General features: G+C 42.6%; 17 protein-coding genes. 12 read left to right on the top strand and 5 right to left on the bottom strand.

From position 1 onward, the window contains the following. The first annotated feature begins 26 nt into the window (after positions 1-26). The 4 genes from NH462_RS13320 (at position 27) to NH462_RS13335 (ending at position 3,048) form a co-directional block, all read left to right on the top strand. Positions 27-938 carry a hydrogen peroxide-inducible genes activator gene (locus NH462_RS13320; protein WP_010374185.1) on the top strand — a complete coding sequence of 304 codons (912 nt, stop codon included), beginning with the start codon at positions 27-29 and terminating at the stop codon, positions 936-938. A 118-nt stretch (positions 939-1,056) separates the two neighbouring features. Continuing rightward, a complete protein-coding gene (locus NH462_RS13325) occupies positions 1,057-1,596 on the top strand; it encodes an RNA polymerase sigma factor (protein WP_010374182.1) in 540 nt (179 codons plus the stop codon). Then, positions 1,589-2,161 (top strand): hypothetical protein, encoded by a 573-nt coding sequence (locus NH462_RS13330; protein ID WP_010374179.1) that lies wholly within the window; start codon positions 1,589-1,591, stop codon positions 2,159-2,161. The genes NH462_RS13325 and NH462_RS13330 overlap by 8 nt, the downstream gene beginning before the upstream one ends. After that, entirely contained in the window at positions 2,158-3,048 is an 891-nt protein-coding gene (locus NH462_RS13335) for a hypothetical protein (protein ID WP_253106020.1), read from the top strand. Before NH462_RS13330 ends, NH462_RS13335 begins: the two co-directional genes overlap by 4 nt. A gap of 90 nt (positions 3,049-3,138) precedes the next feature. Here the strand turns inward: NH462_RS13335 and NH462_RS13340 are convergent, their stop codons facing one another. Together NH462_RS13340 and NH462_RS13345 are read right to left on the bottom strand one after the other, a co-directional pair. Beyond that, positions 3,139-3,336 (bottom strand): hypothetical protein, encoded by a 198-nt coding sequence (locus NH462_RS13340; protein ID WP_010374175.1) that lies wholly within the window; start codon positions 3,334-3,336, stop codon positions 3,139-3,141. Positions 3,337-3,494: 158 nt separating this feature from the next. Then, positions 3,495-6,002, bottom strand: coding sequence for an EAL domain-containing protein (locus tag NH462_RS13345; RefSeq protein ID WP_010374172.1), 2,508 nt, complete (start codon positions 6,000-6,002; stop codon positions 3,495-3,497). Between the two features lie 320 nt (positions 6,003-6,322). On the opposite strand from NH462_RS13345, the gene queA reads away from it, so the two are divergent. From queA to NH462_RS13385, 8 genes are all read left to right on the top strand, one after another. Continuing rightward, entirely contained in the window at positions 6,323-7,360 is a 1,038-nt protein-coding gene (queA, locus tag NH462_RS13350; RefSeq protein ID WP_010607167.1) for a tRNA preQ1(34) S-adenosylmethionine ribosyltransferase-isomerase QueA, read from the top strand. A gap of 214 nt (positions 7,361-7,574) precedes the next feature. Next, positions 7,575-8,714: a tRNA guanosine(34) transglycosylase Tgt gene (gene tgt / locus NH462_RS13355; RefSeq protein ID WP_010374167.1), complete on the top strand. Its 1,140-nt coding sequence runs from the start codon at positions 7,575-7,577 to the stop codon at positions 8,712-8,714. 20 nt (positions 8,715-8,734) lie between these two features. Beyond that, positions 8,735-9,073, top strand: a complete 339-nt coding sequence (gene yajC / locus NH462_RS13360) for a preprotein translocase subunit YajC (RefSeq protein WP_010374166.1) — start codon at positions 8,735-8,737, stop codon at positions 9,071-9,073. A gap of 24 nt (positions 9,074-9,097) precedes the next feature. Then, on the top strand, positions 9,098-10,957 hold the full coding sequence (gene secD / locus NH462_RS13365) for a protein translocase subunit SecD (RefSeq protein WP_010374164.1): 1,860 nt from the start codon (positions 9,098-9,100) through the stop codon (positions 10,955-10,957). A 9-nt stretch (positions 10,958-10,966) separates the two neighbouring features. Continuing rightward, positions 10,967-11,911: a protein translocase subunit SecF gene (gene secF / locus NH462_RS13370; RefSeq protein ID WP_010374162.1), complete on the top strand. Its 945-nt coding sequence runs from the start codon at positions 10,967-10,969 to the stop codon at positions 11,909-11,911. A 132-nt stretch (positions 11,912-12,043) separates the two neighbouring features. Continuing rightward, positions 12,044-12,571 carry a hypothetical protein gene (locus NH462_RS13375; protein ID WP_017218452.1) on the top strand — a complete coding sequence of 176 codons (528 nt, stop codon included), beginning with the start codon at positions 12,044-12,046 and terminating at the stop codon, positions 12,569-12,571. Between the two features lie 112 nt (positions 12,572-12,683). Continuing rightward, positions 12,684-14,465 carry a bifunctional diguanylate cyclase/phosphodiesterase gene (locus NH462_RS13380; protein WP_253106022.1) on the top strand — a complete coding sequence of 594 codons (1,782 nt, stop codon included), beginning with the start codon at positions 12,684-12,686 and terminating at the stop codon, positions 14,463-14,465. A gap of 86 nt (positions 14,466-14,551) precedes the next feature. Continuing rightward, positions 14,552-15,343, top strand: coding sequence for a transporter substrate-binding domain-containing protein (locus NH462_RS13385; RefSeq protein ID WP_010374156.1), 792 nt, complete (start codon positions 14,552-14,554; stop codon positions 15,341-15,343). Between the two features lie 5 nt (positions 15,344-15,348). Here the strand turns inward: NH462_RS13385 and NH462_RS13390 are convergent, their stop codons facing one another. The 3 genes from NH462_RS13390 to NH462_RS13395 all read right to left on the bottom strand — a co-directional run bounded on the left by NH462_RS13390 (position 15,349) and on the right by NH462_RS13395 (position 18,009). Further along, positions 15,349-15,969, bottom strand: a complete 621-nt coding sequence (locus NH462_RS13390) for a hypothetical protein (RefSeq protein ID WP_236596530.1) — start codon at positions 15,967-15,969, stop codon at positions 15,349-15,351. 9 nt (positions 15,970-15,978) lie between these two features. Further along, positions 15,979-16,104: a hypothetical protein gene (locus tag NH462_RS22920; RefSeq protein ID WP_019647436.1), complete on the bottom strand. Its 126-nt coding sequence runs from the start codon at positions 16,102-16,104 to the stop codon at positions 15,979-15,981. 246 nt (positions 16,105-16,350) lie between these two features. Further along, on the bottom strand, positions 16,351-18,009 hold the full coding sequence (locus NH462_RS13395) for a methyl-accepting chemotaxis protein (RefSeq protein WP_253106024.1): 1,659 nt from the start codon (positions 18,007-18,009) through the stop codon (positions 16,351-16,353). Positions 18,010-18,023 lie beyond the last annotated feature (14 nt).

Consider the following 18,023-nt stretch of genomic DNA (forward strand, 5'->3'; position numbering starts at 1 on the left):
GCTGTTGAAAATTAAGAGTAAAGCTTGTGACGAATTTACCTAGTATCAAACAACTACAATACCTTCTTGCGGTGCATCAGCACCAACATTTTGGTCGTGCAGCGGAAGCATGCTTTATTGGTCAATCGACGCTAAGTAGCGCGATACAAAACCTTGAAGAGACATTAGGATGTCAGCTAATTGAACGCGAAAATCGCAGCCTAATGTTTACCGATATTGGTGAGGAAGTGGTTGAACGAGCGCGGAAAATTATCGACGACACCATGAGCGTTAAAGAGCTAACTAAAAGCTATAAAAATCCGTTATCAGGCAAGTTGACGTTAGGGATCATTCCCACCATTGCGAGTTTTATTGCTGCGCCACTTTATCAGGCGTGCAAAAAGGAGTTTGCAGCGCTTAATTTGGTACTGGTTGAAGATACCAGTGATAACTTACTGGATAAGTTAGAGCATGGTCATATTGATATGGCCATGTTGGCGCTGCCATATAGAACCGATAAGTTCCATACTCAAGTGCTTGCAAAAGATCACTTTAGCTTGGTTCGCCACGCTGAGTACAGCGTACCGGAGCCGATAGAGGACTTTAACCTGTTACCTGAGCAAAGTGTATTTTTACTCGAAAAAGAGCACTGTATGACGGGACATGCTCTTAGCGCTTGCCACTTAAACCGTAGCGCGTGCATTAATCCATTTGAGGCGGCAAACCTACATACTTTATTAAGTATGGTGGAATATAAAAATGGCGTAACGTTTTTACCTCAAATGGCGATTAATGCGGGGATTTTGGAAGGTAAACCTTTAGTGGCTATGCCACCACAAGATCATGCATATCGTGAGATTGGCTTGATTTGGCGTCGTACCACGGGGCGGATCAGAGATTTTAGACTGTTTAGCGACTTTGTTGGTGGCTACATCAGTGGCCAATGTCAGTCGCAGTAGTGATGACGAAAGAAGCACCTTAACGGTGCTTTTTTTTCAAAAAATTTTCCCGTCTGAACAACTTTTTTTGCGCCCGCTACGATTAACAGTTAGTGAGTATATTGGATGAGTGAACTGCGTGTTTTTTAATAGCGAAAAACAATTAATAAAAAGAGCACTGCAAGGTAATCAAGGGGCATGGTCAAAGCTTTGCGCCCAGCATCATAGCCGTGTGTATAACCAATGTTTGAGGCTGGTTGGTAATCCGCAAGACGCGCTAGATATTGCTCAAGATGTATTTTTAAGTATGTATCGAAATCTGCATACCTTTAATGGCGATGCCAAGTTCTCGACTTGGGTATTTAAAATCACCCATGCAAGGATTGTGGATCACATGCGAAAACATAAGTTTGAATCGATTGAAGGTAAAGAACCTGAGATGCCGCAACACGGACCAGACAGCAAAATAGCGCAACAACAAAGTAATGAAGAGATATATATCGCGCTGAAACAACTACCATTTGAGCAGCGCATTGTCGTGGAGCTAAAGTTTTTCCAGCATTACACCTTTGATGAAATTGCGCTGCAGCTTGAGTTATCAAGTAATACGGTAAAGGCTAGGCTATACAGTGCGTTAGGTAAGATGAAAGGGCAACTAGAGGTGCAAAATCATGGCTAAATTAGCACACTTATTTGAGCAGTGGTTAGATGGTAAAGTGCTTTCTGAGGCAGAGTTGGCTGAACTTCAGGCAGATAGTGAATATCGAGAAATGATGAGTGCTGCCACTACTTGGCAACAACGTGCTGCTAGCTTTGAAGAGCAAGCGCCTCCCTCACAACTCACTTTGCAGCATCAAACTCGCGCTTGGCCAGTGGCTGCCGTTGCAGCTTGGCTGGTTGTCGGGCTTGGTGTATCAGGGCTTTGGCTACAGAATTTAGGCTTGCATCAACAGTTGAGTGTTCAACAAACACAACTGGCACAGCAGCAAAGCGCTATGCAGGCCATGCTCGCAAAACTTGATGAGACTAAGCCAATAGATCAAGCTACGCTTGCCAAGTTAGCAACACAAGTGGTTGAACAAAATCGTAAAGAGCGCAGTTTGGCAATGAATAATCTCGTTGATCTGATCCAAGCACAAAGAGCGCAAGATCAAGCCCTACTTAGGCTGCAATTGAATGAATTGGCAGAGCAAGTAGAGCAAACACCGACACAAAATTTAGCACAGTATCGAGGTAAACCATGAAGTTAATTCCACTTTGTTTTGGCGCTGTCGCAGCCATTGCTACAAGCTTTGCTCAGGCCCAAGTTGTTGATGAAGCGCTAAAGCGTGAGGTTACTATTTTTGAGCGGGTATTAATGAGTGCACTACAGCATGATACACAAGATCAAGTTCGTAGTGTTTCTGGCTATTATTTAAAAGATCAGGGAGTTGTGTTTGAACTGGCATTAAAACGCCGGCACCGTTTAGAGTGGATCTCTCATATCGATAATCTCGATGATGTGGCTGCAATAGGGGAGTTTGAACTACCGGAATTTGATATGGACATCGCGGAGATTGAGATTTCACAGCCGATAGCTGAAGCTTTTTCTCAAGCTTATTCGGATGCAGCTGAGAAAGTGAGAGCAGGAGCCGAGAAGGTCCGCGAAGCCGTAGAGCAAGAAAGAGAGAATAGAATTCAATTGAGGGAACTTGAACGCCAAAAAGCGGAGCTGGAGTTTGCGAAAAGGCACGAAAGTGATGATCAAGTAAAAGAATTTACGGAGTCATTGAGAGAAGTTGAGAAACGCATAGAAAAGCTTTCACTTAAGGATTCGGAATTAAAAGACCTTAAGGATAAGCTGAAAGCAAGTCTTGAAGCTTCTCGGGTCAAACGAGCGAAAGAGAAAGCAGAAAAGCAGCAGGCGTTTGAAAAAATGCTAGTAACCAGCTTAGCCCGAAGTTTATGTGACTATGGTGCAGGTTTAAGAAGTTTACCTAGAAATGAGCATGTAAGTTTTATTTACAGTGAGCTTAGTAATCCAAACAATAAACAGGTATTTGTTTATCCAAAATCCTTGGTGCAGCAATGTGTTAAAGGTGAGAAAACGGCTAAGGAGCTAGCCGAGACAGTAACTAGCTATCGCTTTTAGTTAACCTAAGCTTGGGACAAAACAGCATGATTACATGCTGTTTTATTTATAAAGGAACTTACGCTAGTAAAGGAACTACACTTGCTTGTATTAAGCCTGCTCTATATTTTTTGCAGTAGTTAAATTTGGTAAAAAGAGTAAGTAAACCCAAACCACTAGATTAAAGTAGGGTAGCAAACCAAGCCCTGTGAACAATTTTACCGGATATCCTTTAGTGTTGGCATAGCGGTAACATTGATACGCGATGAGCAAGTTTGTAAGTAGTAAAAACAGTGATAATGACAGCATAATTTACCCCTTGAAGTCCATAGCAAGATGTAACTCAATCCTTTGAATGTCTATAAAATTAAGGTGTTACCTTAAAATTTGGTGACATTTTAAACTGGTTTCTTTAATTATAGTGGACTTTGCAAGAAGTAAAAGTAACCTTTAGTATAAAAATGTTACTACGCTGTTTTTAGAGATAAAATAGTTTTTGCACTGCTCGCTAGTTGCTCAATAGGGAGCGGTCTGGAGATAAAGTAACCCTGTCCATAGTCCACACCTATTTCTTTAAGTTGTTGAAATATTTCTTTGTTTTCAACATATTCGGCAACTGAACACTTATCTAATGAGTGACTAATATCGTTTACAGCTTTGACCAGCGCCAGGTCAATTGGGTCGTTGAGCATGTCTCGAACAAAGGAACCATCTATCTTAACATGCTGTGCGGGTAGCTGTTTTAGGTAGCTAAAAGTGCTGAAGCCTGTCCCGAAATCATCAATAGCGAAATGACAGCCAAGATCGTTCAGGTTTTTGATCATCGTCTGGGTTGCGTTAAGATTGTTAATACTGGCAGATTCAGTGATCTCAAAAATAACGCGATTAGCTGAAACTTGATGCTCTTTTAAGCAGGCTTGAATGTGTGGCTGCAGTCGTTCATCTAAAAATGAATGAGCGGATAAGTTAATCGCCACTTGGCTCAGGATCTCGTGTTCCGCCAGTGCTTTAATGGCTGTTCTGATCACGCATTGATCCATCAAAAATGTATCATTAAGTAGCTCTAATGCAGGAATAAACTGATTTGGGTAAATAGTCTCACCGTTGATCTTTAATCTAAGCAGTGCTTCGTAATAGGCTATTTGTTGTTTTTTGAAATCCCAGATCGGTTGATAGTGGAGTTCTATGCTGTCGTTCTGAAGCGCTTGCCTAACACTATGGCCCCATTCTAAACCGGTTTGCAGTGTCTGGTTTTGTTCATCTTCTTTGTTATAACAATGAACCAAGTTGCGGCCGAGATTTTTGGCAATATAAAGGGCTATGTCTGCTTGTTTTAAGCACTCGCTGGGATCCGCATTTTCATTGGTAATTTGCGTTAATCCGATAGAACAACTGAGAGAGTATGCATTGTCTTCAAAGTGAAATTTATGTTCTTCGATAGCCATGCAGATGCTTTCAGCGCACATATGAGCGTCGAGTAAATTGGTGTGCTTAAGCAGTACAGCAAATTCGTCTCCACCAATACGGAAAGTGAGGTGCTCTTCACCTATTTTGTCGCCAAACAACTCAGATACTTCTTTGAGTACGATATCTCCTTGCTGATGACCTTTACTGTCATTGATGATCTTAAAGTGATCTAAGTCGATGTAAATTAGCGCGTGTTCTATCTCTTCTGCAGACTTTACTTCATTGCACAGCTGATTTAATTGCTGGTCAAAATAGTAGCGGTTGTGTAAGCCGGTAAGCGTATCATGCAGTGCTAAGTGTCTGAGTTGTAGTTCAGCTTGCTTGCGCTCGTGAATGTTATCGAGTGTTGCAGTTATTGCGACTGAACTTGAGGTGTTCTTGATAAGTTGCAGGCGACACTCGACCCACACTAGATGTCCAGCTTTATGGCAGAGTTGCAACTCGACTTGCGCATGTTGCCTTACCCCACTTTGAATTTCTCGAATGACTTTGTTGAAAGTTGCAAGTTCGTCTTTGGCAATGTAATTGCTTAGTTGGGTATTGAGGCTCGACTTAATACCAAAGCCCGAGAGGTATTCCCAAGCTGGATTTATAAAGCGGATCGCGCCTTCCAAATCCAATTCGACGACCACAGTTCTGAGGTGCAGTAAGATCCGTTGGTGTGCAGAAAATAAATCTTTATAGCGACTTTCACTGCGACTGAGTTGCTCAACTTTATTCGCAAACTCAGCATAGCTCACCATAAAATCTTCTCGCCGCGCCGCATGGTCGCATACCTTGCTTAAAAACGGCATATCGTATGGCGCTCGAACAAAGTCGGTAACACCTAATAATAATAGTTGTTCGGCATGGTCGGCATCGCGTTTGTCAATAATGGTTACAATGGCTTGGCTTGGACGATGTTTGAGAATACTTTCGACTAAGTTTTCTGCGGAACCTGACAAGTTAGACGTAGTGTCCATTAAAACAATGGCGTAGTGATCTTGTAGAAATAGTGATAAAGCGCTGGCCGCCGAGCTTACATGTGTGCAAACGAAATTGTGCGATAAGTGCTCACATATCTTTTGCGCACGTTGTTGGTTGGGCTCTAACAACAGCAAGTTGAGGCGGCTGCTTTTATCTAAATGCGTTGACAACACATTGGCCAGAATTTGCGGCAACATGTCTTGACGCTCAAATGGCAGCACGGCATCAATACTGTAGCTACGGGCGGTGGTTTCGGCTATTCGTTCACAATAAGTCGGTGGAATAAGCACAATGGGTGTGTTTTTGGGCGTTGCCAGCAGACCTGAGCGGATCATGCGAGAGAATCGCCAACCGTCAATTTTGCCAACATCCAAGCCGGTGATCACTAAATCTACAGCTTGGGTCTTCAGTAAGCTTAGGGCATCTTGAGAGTCGGACTTGGCAATGATAGTAAAGACATCTAATGCACTAAGAGTTTTAGTCAAGGTTTGACGCTCGTGAGCACTGGCGTTAACAATGAGCAACGTTAGTTGTCTAGACACAATAAAAAAACCTCACCAGATACTGCGACACAATCATTGGGCTTGTCTTAAAGTTAGCAAATCGTACTTAACCGCCGCTTGATAATAATCAAACAGTGACGCGAACTTTGCTCGGAAATTATAGCCGATAGCGATAAGTTATTGTTTAAACGTAAAGAATAAAGAACGTACTAAACAAAGGTGCACACCGTACAAAATTTTACATGGTGATTACCGTTTTAGACTCGCTAGGTTAAAGGTATTTACGCAAGGTTACAAGCACTTGATTTCGCCAAAACACCGCACTAGACTTGGCGCACTTTTAGAAATGAGGCCTTTCCATGCGCGTAGCAGACTTTAGTTTTGATCTTCCTGATGAGTTGATTGCCAGACACCCAATGAAGGAACGCTCTAGCAGTCGTCTTCTTACCTTAAATGGCAATAGTGGTGAAATAGAACACAAAGTATTTAGAGATATTTTGGCACTTATTAATCCAGAAGACTTAATCATCTTTAATAACACTAAAGTTATTCCTGCTCGTATGTTTGGTCAAAAAGCCAGTGGTGGAAAACTCGAAGTACTGGTTGAGCGCGTTGTAGATGAGCGTACTGTGCTTGCTCACGTAAGAGCGAGCAAGTCGCCAAAACCTGGTACTAAGATTGAGCTTGAAGGCCAAGCAACCGCAGAAATGGTTCAGCGCCATGGTGAATTATTTGAGCTGAGATTCGAGGGCGAAGAAAATGTATTGGCTATTTTAGATAAAATTGGCCATATGCCTTTGCCTCCTTATATCGACAGACCGGATGACGAAGAAGATAAAGAGCGTTATCAGACTGTGTATGGTGAGAAACCAGGCGCAGTCGCCGCACCTACCGCTGGACTGCACTTTGATGATGAATTGATGGCCAAGCTAAAAGACAAAGGTGTTGAGATGGCCTTTGTTACTTTGCACGTGGGGGCAGGTACGTTCCAGCCAGTGAGAGTCGATTCGGTGGAAGAGCATGTTATGCACTCAGAATATATCGAGGTCTCAGCAGAAGTCGTGGAGGCAATCAAAGCGGCAAAAGCCAGAGGCGGACGCGTCATCGCGGTGGGTACTACGTCGGTGCGCTCACTTGAGTCTGCGGCAAAAGCAAACGGTGGCGAAATAGCTCCACTTTACGGCGATACCGATATTTTTATTTATCCGGGCTACCGTTTTAACGTGGTAGATGCAATGGTGACTAACTTTCACTTACCAGAATCAACGCTAATCATGTTAGTTAGCGCGTTTGCTGGGCAACAGCATATTATGAAGGCCTACCAAACCGCCATTGAACAGAAATACCGCTTCTTTAGTTACGGTGATGCGATGTTCTTACAAAAGCAAGATAAGTAACTTACGCCATACAACTATTAAAATGCCCAGTGTTGCTGGGCATTTTGCGTTTTATGGCTGTAAAGTTGCAAGCTCGATATGGACTTTGTGTTTTTTATCCCAATATTAGAATTGCGCTAGTAATCTTGGTAGAATCGAAAGATCACTGCCCTAAGCATTGGCTTAGCACGTTTTTTAGTCAAAGTTGGACTGTTTTTCCGACAAAGAGGTAACAATGAAATTTGAATTAGATAGCAAACAGGGTAAGGCTCGCCGAGGTCGCTTGATTTTTGACCGTGGTGTGGTAGAAACGCCTGCATTTATGCCTGTTGGTACTTACGGCACAGTAAAAGGCATGACCCCTGATGAGCTCAAAGAAACGGGCGCACATATCTGTTTAGGAAATACCTTCCATTTGATGCTAAGACCTGGCACTGAGATCATCAAGCAGCATGGCGATCTGCATGATTTTATGAACTGGGATAAACCGATTTTGACCGATTCAGGTGGTTTCCAAGTATTTAGTCTTGGTGCGATGCGTAAAATTTCGGAAGAAGGTGTGTTGTTCAAGTCACCAGTTAATGGTGAGAAAATCATGTTATCTCCAGAAAAAGCGATGGAAGTACAGCGCGATTTAGGGTCAGATATCGTCATGATTTTTGACGAATGTACGCCGTATCCAGCGACAGAAAAAGAAGCAAAAGACTCGATGGAGCTAAGCTTACGTTGGGCTAAGCGCTCCAAAGATGCACATGCTGACAACCCTTCTGCGCTATTCGGTATTATTCAGGGCGGTATGTACCCAGAGCTTCGTGCTGAGTCGCAAAAGGGCTTAGAAGAAATCGGCTTTGACGGTTATGCACTTGGTGGTTTATCAGTTGGTGAGCCAAAAGAAGACATGATCAATATTCTTGACCAATGTGCCTATAAAATGCCAGAAAACAAGCCACGCTACTTAATGGGCGTTGGTAAACCAGAAGATCTGGTTGAAGCGGTGCGTCGTGGTATTGACATGTTTGACTGTGTAATGCCAACACGTAACGCTCGTAATGGTCACTTGTTTGTGACAGGTGGCGTGGTGAAAATCCGCAATGCAGCACACAAAACAGATACTAGTCCACTAGATGCGGAGTGTGATTGCCACACTTGTAAGAATTACTCTCGAGCGTACTTACATCACCTAGATAAGTGTAATGAAATTCTAGGCGCTCGACTCAATACCATCCATAACTTACGTTATTATCAACGCTTGATGGAAGGAATGAGAAACGCCTTATCTGAAGGTACATTTGATGAATTTGTCGAAGACTTTTATGCGCGCCGTGGCATTGCGGTGCCAGAGTTGGCTGACGTTGGTTTGACAGAAAATAATTAATTTATAAACGAGGAAGTGAAATGAGCTTTTTTATCTCAAACGCGCATGCTAGTACTGCTGCGGCAGCACCTGCTGGTGGTGGCATGGAAATGCTAATCATGTTAGGTATTTTTGGTTTGGTATTTTATTTTTTAATTTACCGTCCACAAGCCAAGCGTGTTAAAGAACACAAAGACCTAATGGGTGCATTAGGTAAGGGTGACGAAGTACTAACTCAAGGTGGACTTGTGGGTAAAATCACAAAGGTTGCTGATGATAAAGACTTTGTTGTAATCGCACTAAACGACCAAACTGAAGTGACAGTGCAAAAGTCAGCGGTTTCAGCTGTGTTACCTAAAGGTACAATGAAATCTCTATAAGAATAACAATAAAGGGATAGCCCAGTGTTAAACAAGTTTCCAATGTGGAAGTACTTACTTGTTCTCGCTGTGTTGGCTATCGGTATTCTTTATGCCACACCTAACTTGTATGGTCGCGATCCGGCCATACAAGTATCTGGCACAAAAGGTGCTGATGCGACGCTCAGTGTATTAGATCAAGTTAACGAAACCCTGCAAAAGAACAACCTTGCCGTAAAATCTTCTGTGTTAGAAGATGGTCAAATCCTTGTTCGCTTCAAAAATGTTGAAGATCAGCTTAAAGCACAAGATATTTTGCGTAATAGCTTAAGCGATGATTATATTTCAGCAATCAATATGTCTCCGGCACAACCTGAGTGGTTAAAAGACTTAGGTGCAAACCCAATGAAGCTCGGTCTAGATTTAAGTGGTGGTGTTCACTTCACAATGGAAGTGGATATGGTCACGGCGATGGACAATGCACTTGAGCAAATGGAGCAAGATTTCAAGAGCGATTTACGTGATGAGAAATTGCGCTATCGTGCGGTTCGTCGTGTTTCTAATAGTGAACGTGTACAAGTAACGATGCGCTCGGAAGAAGATAAAGACGCAGCAATGAGCTTCTTGAGAAAGCGTTACCCGGGTAACGACTTTATCAATGATAGTAGCGATAGCCTCGCTTTCTTCTCAAGCCTTAGCGACCTTAAATATAAAGAGTTGCGCGAATACGCTATCAAGCAAAATGAAACCATTATTCGTAACCGTATTAACCAACTGGGTGTTGCTGAACCAAATGTTCAACGTCAAGGTGGTGAGCGCATAATTGTTCAACTTCCAGGTGTTCAGGACACGGCTCGCGCGAAAGAGATCCTCGGTGCTACGGCGACACTTGAGTTCCGTGAAGTAGACGAAAATGCCGACGTGCGTGCAGCAGCACAAGGTCGCATTCCTCCTGGCACAGAAGTGATCCCACATAAAGATGGCTATCCTGTCGTGCTGAAAAAGCGCGTTATTCTTGAAGGTACGCATATCACAGGTGCGCAATCTGGTATGGATGAATATCAGCGCCCTCAGGTGAATATCAAGCTTGATAGCAAAGGTGGGGCAAAAATGAATGCCTTTACCAAACGTGCTATCGGCAAACGTATGGCGACGGTTTTCATCGAGTACAAACCGTCTGGCAAAAAAGATGAAAACGGCAAAGCGTTACCACCAATCAAAGTGGAAGAAGTGATTAACGTTGCAACGATTCAAGCGCGTTTAAATAGCTCTTTCCGTATTACTGGTATTGATAGCCCAGCAGAAGCACATAACTTAAGCTTGCTACTACGTGCAGGAGCACTGGTTGCACCAATTCAAATCGTTGAAGAACGTACTGTAGGTCCAAGCCTTGGTCAGGAAAATATCGAAGCTGGTATGACTGCGGTTGTCCTTGGTTTTGCGTTTGTTCTTGCCTTTATGTTGCTGTACTACAAAGGCTTCGGTCTGGTAGCAAACTTAGCACTTGCGGCTAACCTCATTATGATTGTGGGTGTGATGTCGATGATCCCAGGTGCGACGCTGACGTTGCCAGGTATTGCAGGCATTGTATTAACCGTCGGTATGGCCGTTGATGCCAACGTACTTATCTTTGAGCGTATTCGTGAAGAAATAGCGGAAGGCCGCAGTCCACAGCAAGCCGTTCACCATGGTTACGATAGTGCATTTAGTACGATTTTTGATGCCAACATCACCACTTTAATTGCTGCGGTGATCCTATTCTCTGTTGGTACAGGTCCAATTGCAGGCTTCGCGGTAACCTTAGCTATCGGTATCATTACCTCGATGTTTACAGCGATCGTTGGTACGCGTGCGGTTATTAATGCCATCATCGGTGGCAGACGTATCACTAAGCTATCAATCTAGGAGACGGACATGCAATTATTAAACTTAAAAGGCACTATCCGTTTTATGTCGGCAAGAAAGCTTTCAATGGCTTTCTCGGCATTGTTGATCTTGGCTTCAATCGGCTCGTTTATGGTGAAAGGACTAAACTTTGGTTTGGATTTTACCGGTGGTACGGCAGTTGAAGTTGGGTTTTCACAGCCTGCGGACTTAGCGAAGGTACGTAGTGTATTAGCTGAAAGCGGTTTTGCCGATGCCTCTGTGCAACTTTTTGGTTCAAGCCAAGAGGTATTAGTACGACTCGCCCCTCGTGGAGACGACGTGAAAGCTGAGGTACTAGGTAACCAGCTTATTGCAGCACTTAAACAAGCGGACGAAAGTGTGGTGATGCGCCGCATTGAATTCGTAGGTCCAAGTGTTGGTGAAGATCTCAAAGAGCAGGGTGGCTTAGCGATGCTAACCGCGCTTATCTGTATCTTGATTTACGTTGCTTTTCGTTTTGAATGGCGCTTTGCGGTAGGTGCTGTATTTGCACTCTTCCACGATGTTGTACTGACAATGGGTCTGTTCTCAATCTTAGGTCTGGAATTTGACTTAACGATTTTAGCGGCAATATTGGCGGTAATAGGTTATTCACTCAACGATACTATCGTTGTGTCTGACCGTATTCGTGAAAATTTCCGTAAAGTACGTATTGATGACACCTTAGAGATCATCAACATTTCACTGACACAAACGCTTAATCGTACATTAGTGACCTCAATCACGACTATCCTTGTATTGATCGCGCTATTTGTTTGGGGTGGTCAAACCATTCATGGTTTTGCGACGGCCTTACTGTTCGGTGTATTTATCGGTACCTATTCTTCTGTTTATGTAGCGAGTTCAGTTGCAGTAGCAATGGGCGTTAGCAAAGAAGATTTGATCCCGGTAGAAGTTGAAAAAGAAGGTGCAGACCTAGACGCTATGCCTTAATCACAGAAATTATTGTGATAATCGAAAGCGGCTTTTTGGCCGCTTTTTTGTTGCTTGTAAAACTTCATTTTATTGTTTCTAAAAAATGACAGTAGTATATAATGATAATCGTTATCAATAAAGGAGATACTTATGTACAAACTTGTGATGGCGGTTGGCGCATTAACATTAATGACCGCATGTTCTAAGCAACCTGAATTAGAACAACGCACAGAGTCCGCTCCCACGGAAGCAACCTCATCTTTGGCACAATATAAAGCACAAGCCGAGACTTTACTTGCGGATATTCGTATCGAGAAAGGTGCTGCAGCACTTGAAGCACAATCCGCCGATCTTGTGACGCTTTCTAGAACTTTGCTTAATGAGTTTGTGGCCAAGTATCCTCAGTGTCAGACTTATCTAGATGCCTTGGATAAGGCCGCTGATATCATTCCTACTTTACCACTTGAAGAAATCGAAACGGGCTATCACGCAGATGGTAAATTACCCAAGTTTGATGACCCAGTTTGCTACCATGCAAAAGATTTATTAGTGCATCCAGCAACTGTTCAAGCGATTGCGATGAAAGGGTTTAGTGGTGCTGAAGACTATAAGAGTGCAGAGATGGAAATTGTGGAAGTGATTGCACACTTTGATCAGGTAGAGCGAGCGCTGAAGTAAGCGGTTGAAAATCATTCAATTGCAAATTGGGTACATTTCACCCGATTGACATATATCTGTCATACACTGTTGCTACCGTGCGCGATTATACTTTTACAGTGAGTTTAATGCTGTGGATCCTTCGCGCACGTTAGTACTTAATACAATAATAAAAGAAAAAGCTGTATTTACTCTGTTTCAGCCTATCTACGATCTTGCGAAACGGCAAATCTTAGGGTTTGAAGCATTAAGTCGTGGCATGTCTGGCTCATTGTTGGAATCTCCAGACAAGCTTTTTGCGATTGCGAGTAAGCAGGAGCGTTTGTCAGAACTCGAGATTATCTGTCGTGAAGCCGCTATTAAGCAGTTTGTCTCACTCAACCTTCCTGGTAAGTTATTTTTAAACGTTAGTCCAAAAGCGTTACTTGATCCGAGCCACCCAAAGGGCGAAACCAGACATCTTACAGAAGTGTATGGGCTCGATCCCAAGCGTGTCGTCATTGAAGTGACTGAGCAAGACAAAGTAGATGATGCGGATCTGCTACTAACTACAATTACCCATTATCGAGAACTTGGATTTCAAATTGCGATTGATGATTTGGGAGCGGGTTACTCTGGTCTCAAGAAGTGGTCGGAGTTATGCCCTGATTACGTCAAAGTCGACAGATATTTTATCGACCATTGTGACCAAAGTGTGGTGAAACGCGAGTTTTTAAAGTCCATTATCGAGCTTGCTAAAGCCACTAGCACTCAGGTTATAGCTGAGGGAATTGAGCGAATTGAAGAGCTGAAGCTTATTGAGCAGCTCGGTATAGTGATTGCGCAGGGCTTCTTACTTGCTAAGCCAACTCGAAAGCCTCCCACTGAACTTGCACTGTTTAAATCTTTGCACACGGAATCCAAAACGGCCTTCAATCAATTTGAGCAGTCGATGGCAATCGGTTGGCTTGCTAAAGAGGCTAATGCTATCCATGAATGTACGCAATGTATCGATGCTCATAGGTTGTTTGAACAAGATCGTAAGCTAACCAGCCTTGCAGTGGTTAACGATGCTAGAGAGCCTGTTGGGCTGCTACATAGAGATCAACTGACTGAGGTCTTTGCGGCACCATATGGTCATGCACTCTTCGATAAGAAATCAGTGATTAAGTTGATGGATAAACAGCCGTTAGTGGTGGATGAGCAGCAAGAGCTTGATACGGTGAGTAAGCAAATAACCGACCATGAATTTGATATTCGACGTCATATCATTATTACAAGAGATAGTCGTTATCTTGGCTTAGCGCCCTTGAGAGACATACTCAAGCATATTACAGAAGAAAAAATTCGTCATGCTCAACATGCCAATCCATTAACCATGTTGCCGGGCAATGTCGCGATAAATGAGGCAATAGAGCAAAGGTTACGTTCACATCATGACTTTTCTCTTGCATATATCGACCTTAATCATTTTAAGCAGTTTAATGATTTATATGGGTATGCCAGTGGCGATAGCGTGATTAAGCTACTTGCTGAGGTGACAGTTGATGTATGTGCACAGAGCTCAAGCTTTGTTGGGCATATCGGGGGCGACGACTTTATGGTGGTGTTCGATAATAATGATGCAGAAGTGTTGTGTCATGAAATCATCACTCAGTTTGAGCTTAAATCAAAAGCCTTTTTTACTCCCGAGCATGTTAGTGCTGGCGGTTACTGGGCAACAAATCGTGAAGGGCAAAAGCAATTTGTACCTTTACTCACTTTATCGATTGGTTTAGTGAGACCAGATTTACAACACTGTATAAATTCGCACCAAGTTGCAGCTTTAGCAACGGATGCTAAGAAAGAAGCAAAGCGCTATCGTAATAGCTATTTATTTGTATGTAACCGTCGCAAGCCTACGGTATCGACTGTACGATTGGAAAATGCAGGTTGACTATATTTTTAATTACGCAATAGTAATAGCAATCCGTAAAAATACTCTTGATTGTAGTATTGTTTCCCCTAAAAGAGGGTTGTGCGATGAAGTTAAAGTTGAGTGTAATTATCTCTGCTCTGGTGTTTCAAAGTGCTTGTATAGCGGCGCAAACCCCCGAGTTAATCTATGTCGCGAAAGAAGCGCGAACCTTGTACGATCGCGATCTTTATCTTTACGAATTACTAGAAAAGGCGCTAGCGGCTGCTAAGTACTCAGCTCAAATTGAACACATCAAAATCCACCCTCATCAACAGCGCACGTTAATGGCACTAAGCCGAGGTAAGGTTGATTTGCATTGGTCGATGACCAGCCCAGCCCGTGAGCGAATTGCTATTCCTATTAAGGTCCCCTTGTATGATGAACTTATTGGTAAACGTGTGCTGATTGTTCATAAAGATATTTATCCCGCCATAAAAGCAGTTCGGTCACTTAATGGATTAAAGCGTTTTACCGCAGTTCAGGGGCACGATTGGCCTGATACCAAAATTCTAAGCTACAACGGTCTTAAGGTCAGACCGATTTCTGATTATCAAACCATGTTTAATCTGATTGCGGATAAGAAAGCAGATTATTTTCCACGTTCAATAATCGAGGCAGAATCAGAACTCATTGCGCAAAATAATGCAAACTTGATGATAGTGCCTGATTTCCACCTTTCTTATTCAACCGCATTTTATTTCTTTGTGAATAAGGATAAACAGGCTTTAGCAACAGCCTTGAAAGAGGGACTTGCCAAACTTCAAGCGTCTGGCGAGTTACAATCTTTAAAGCAAAAGTATGGTCTTAACAAGCAACTTGAAAGTGAGAGTATCGAGCTAGTCAACCCTTACTTTTGAGTTGATTATCTCTTTTTCCTCAGGCTTGGAAGTGCATAATCATACGCTTCTTTGTAAGTAACGGCGGCTAAAATTAATAAAATTAGGCAGTTAGCGCTGTATATCAGGTAACCGCTAACATCAAAGCTGTAGAAGAAAAATGTCAGATTTACACCCTTCGCATTTCTAAAGTAATTTTCAACTAGTGCAGCAAAGCTCATACATACGCTAAATATCGCTAACCAAGGCATTATTGCATCAGCAAAGGTATAGCGAGTTTTGAATTTAGGAAATAACTTTTTCGTCAATTCTACACGATAAGTAAGAGGGAATACGATCATTAAGTCGATTAAAAAGTGTGCTCCAAAAATGAGAGTATTTTGAAGTAACCTCTGATCTTTAGACGATTCTAAACTGATGAGGCCGGAGGAAAACACCGCTGTTTCTAGGGTAAACGGTACAATGGCAAGAAGAGATAAAGCGCATATATTGATGTCTTTTAAGCGAGCCCCCAAAATAAAGACTGTTAAAACGATTAACAGGTAAATGAGATAGAAATGAAACCTAATATCGTACAGAACTAGGAGACCTACTGCCACAATGGCGTATGGAATGAGTAAGTCTCCTAATGAAAAGTTTTTCTTCATAGGTGAGTGCTAATCTTTTTTGCTAGCTTCATTTTTTGCTGTTGGCGTTTCGCTCTTTGCGGCTTTGGGATCGTTTGGCTCGTAAATATTACCACCAGAAACCTTTTTGCATTCTTTCAAATTTAGCTTTTGCATTATCATAGTCCTTATTGAACTCACTTGAATTCCAAGTGATCAAATAGTATTGGGTTTATCTTTTATTGTGATTATCACAACTTCAGGAGGGCCGTGCCAGACTACTCAACCGACACTCCCGACAGGTACAAACTTAACACCAAATAAACACAAGGTGAATGAAAAATTAAAGAAAATTTTCAAATAATAGTTTAGATATATTTACACTATTCTAATGGTATGAAAAGTAAAGATAAACTTAGTTTTTTACACCTTGAATTTAGCCATCTCAAGCTCTAGATTTCCGGATAATGATTTAATCGTATCTGTCGCTTTGTGCGCTTTTTCTGAGACGCTAGCCGTTTGCGATGCGGTATCAGAAATAATAACGACACGTTTGGCTGTATCTTCACCTGCATCCAATTGCTCTTTGGCTGCTTGAGCTATTTGATGACTCATCTGTGATATAGATTTTAACGAATCGGCGACTTGCACAAGCGCTTGGGAAGCTTTAGATGACATACTCACCGTCTTTTCACTTGTTGCAATACTCAAACTTACCGAAGCCTTCGCATCTTGAGTCGCACTTTGCAGCTTAGTGATCATGGTACGGATCTCTTCTGTACTGGTTTGAGTGCGCTGAGCAAGCTGTCTGACCTCGTCCGCTACGACAGCAAAGCCTCGTCCTTGCTCTCCAGCTCGTGCTGCTTCTATCGCAGCATTGAGTGCCAGCAAGTTGGTTTGCTCGGCGATAGATTGGATAACGGTAAGTACATTGGCTATGTTAGATACTTCTTCATCTAGCACTTGAATGTTATTACCAGCGCTGTCAATTTGTTGCTCTAATAATGCAATTTCAGTCGCTGCCTGGGCGGTCAGTTTGTCGGCTGCATTACCTTGCTTTTCAGCCTCTTGAACTGAATCTGCAGCTTGCTCGGCATGTTCGACGACGGTTTGTGCTGATGCTGTGAGTTCGGTAATTGCTGAAGCCACCATCTGAGTTTCTGCATTTAAACTACGAGTTAGATTCTCAAGTTCTACTGAGCGTACTTCGCTGTCTGATGTTTGGTTTTGTAGCGCCTTGGTTGCTTCCTTAAGTCCTTCAACTACACCTCTTAGTCCGCCTTGCATATAGGCCATGGCTGCGAGAATACTATAATCTTGGCATTCATCAGTATCGATTGGTGTAGTCAGGTTTCCTCTTGAAACATGTTTTACGATTTCGAGTACATCATTGATTTCAGCACCAAGTTTGTTATTCAAAGACAGTCCAAACCGCGCAAGTGCGGTGGTTAATGCAACGGCAACCACTAAAGAAAGTGCAACTAACCAGATTGCGGTGTCCCAATAGCGCTCATTCACTTCTTTATAACTAATACCTGTGCCGACGTACCAGCCAAATCCTGGGGTTTTTTGAACCACTGAGGTCAGGTCGACAACTTCTCCATCTCGTAGTGAGGTCCAATTGTAGGTAATGATCTGATCAAATTGGTTACCGACTAAGCGCTTCACCATGCTGCCTATGCTTTTGCCGTCAGCATCTTCAAAGTCATTAAAGCTGGTGTTATGTAGTTGGGGGTCATGAGGTGTTGCTACGAAGTCCATTTTATCATTAACAACATACACATACTCAGAGTCATGGTATTTATTTTCTCTTAAAACCTGAATTGCCATCTCTTTTGCTTGTTGCTCAGTCAGTTTTCCTTGCTCTGCAAAGTGCTCAAACTGTTTAACAATATTAATGGTGCTTTTCATTAATTGGTTGATACGTGCAATATTATCGCTTTCACTGGCATGGCGCAGAGCTTGAAGACCTACAAAGGCAACGGCAAGTAATGAAACAAATATTGCGGCGGCAAAGGTAATTATTTTTGCTTTTAATGTGAAACTAGAAAACACAGGATCGCCCCCTAAAAATACTCTCATTACATGATTTAGCA

Origin of the sequence: Pseudoalteromonas sp. OANN1 (assembly GCF_024124685.1) — a bacterium.
In the GTDB taxonomy this organism is placed as follows: Bacteria; Pseudomonadota; Gammaproteobacteria; order Enterobacterales; family Alteromonadaceae; genus Pseudoalteromonas; species Pseudoalteromonas piscicida.

Excerpts from the sequence above, each read along its gene's own strand:
- NH462_RS13330 (WP_010374179.1), top strand. The coding sequence starts at position 1,589 with ATGGCTAAATTAGCACACTTATTTGAGCAGTGGTTAGATGGTAAAGTG.
- NH462_RS13335 (WP_253106020.1), top strand. The coding sequence starts at position 2,158 with ATGAAGTTAATTCCACTTTGTTTTGGCGCTGTCGCAGCCATTGCTACA.
- NH462_RS13340 (WP_010374175.1), bottom strand. The coding sequence starts at position 3,336 with ATGCTGTCATTATCACTGTTTTTACTACTTACAAACTTGCTCATCGCG.
- queA (WP_010607167.1), top strand. The coding sequence starts at position 6,323 with ATGCGCGTAGCAGACTTTAGTTTTGATCTTCCTGATGAGTTGATTGCC.
- tgt (WP_010374167.1), top strand. The coding sequence starts at position 7,575 with ATGAAATTTGAATTAGATAGCAAACAGGGTAAGGCTCGCCGAGGTCGC.
- yajC (WP_010374166.1), top strand. The coding sequence starts at position 8,735 with ATGAGCTTTTTTATCTCAAACGCGCATGCTAGTACTGCTGCGGCAGCA.
- secF (WP_010374162.1), top strand. The coding sequence starts at position 10,967 with ATGCAATTATTAAACTTAAAAGGCACTATCCGTTTTATGTCGGCAAGA.
- NH462_RS13375 (WP_017218452.1), top strand. The coding sequence starts at position 12,044 with ATGTACAAACTTGTGATGGCGGTTGGCGCATTAACATTAATGACCGCA.
- NH462_RS13385 (WP_010374156.1), top strand. The coding sequence starts at position 14,552 with ATGAAGTTAAAGTTGAGTGTAATTATCTCTGCTCTGGTGTTTCAAAGT.
- NH462_RS13390 (WP_236596530.1), bottom strand. The coding sequence starts at position 15,969 with ATGAAGAAAAACTTTTCATTAGGAGACTTACTCATTCCATACGCCATT.
- NH462_RS22920 (WP_019647436.1), bottom strand. The coding sequence starts at position 16,104 with ATGCAAAAGCTAAATTTGAAAGAATGCAAAAAGGTTTCTGGTGGTAAT.
- NH462_RS13395 (WP_253106024.1), bottom strand. The coding sequence starts at position 18,009 with ATGAGAGTATTTTTAGGGGGCGATCCTGTGTTTTCTAGTTTCACATTA.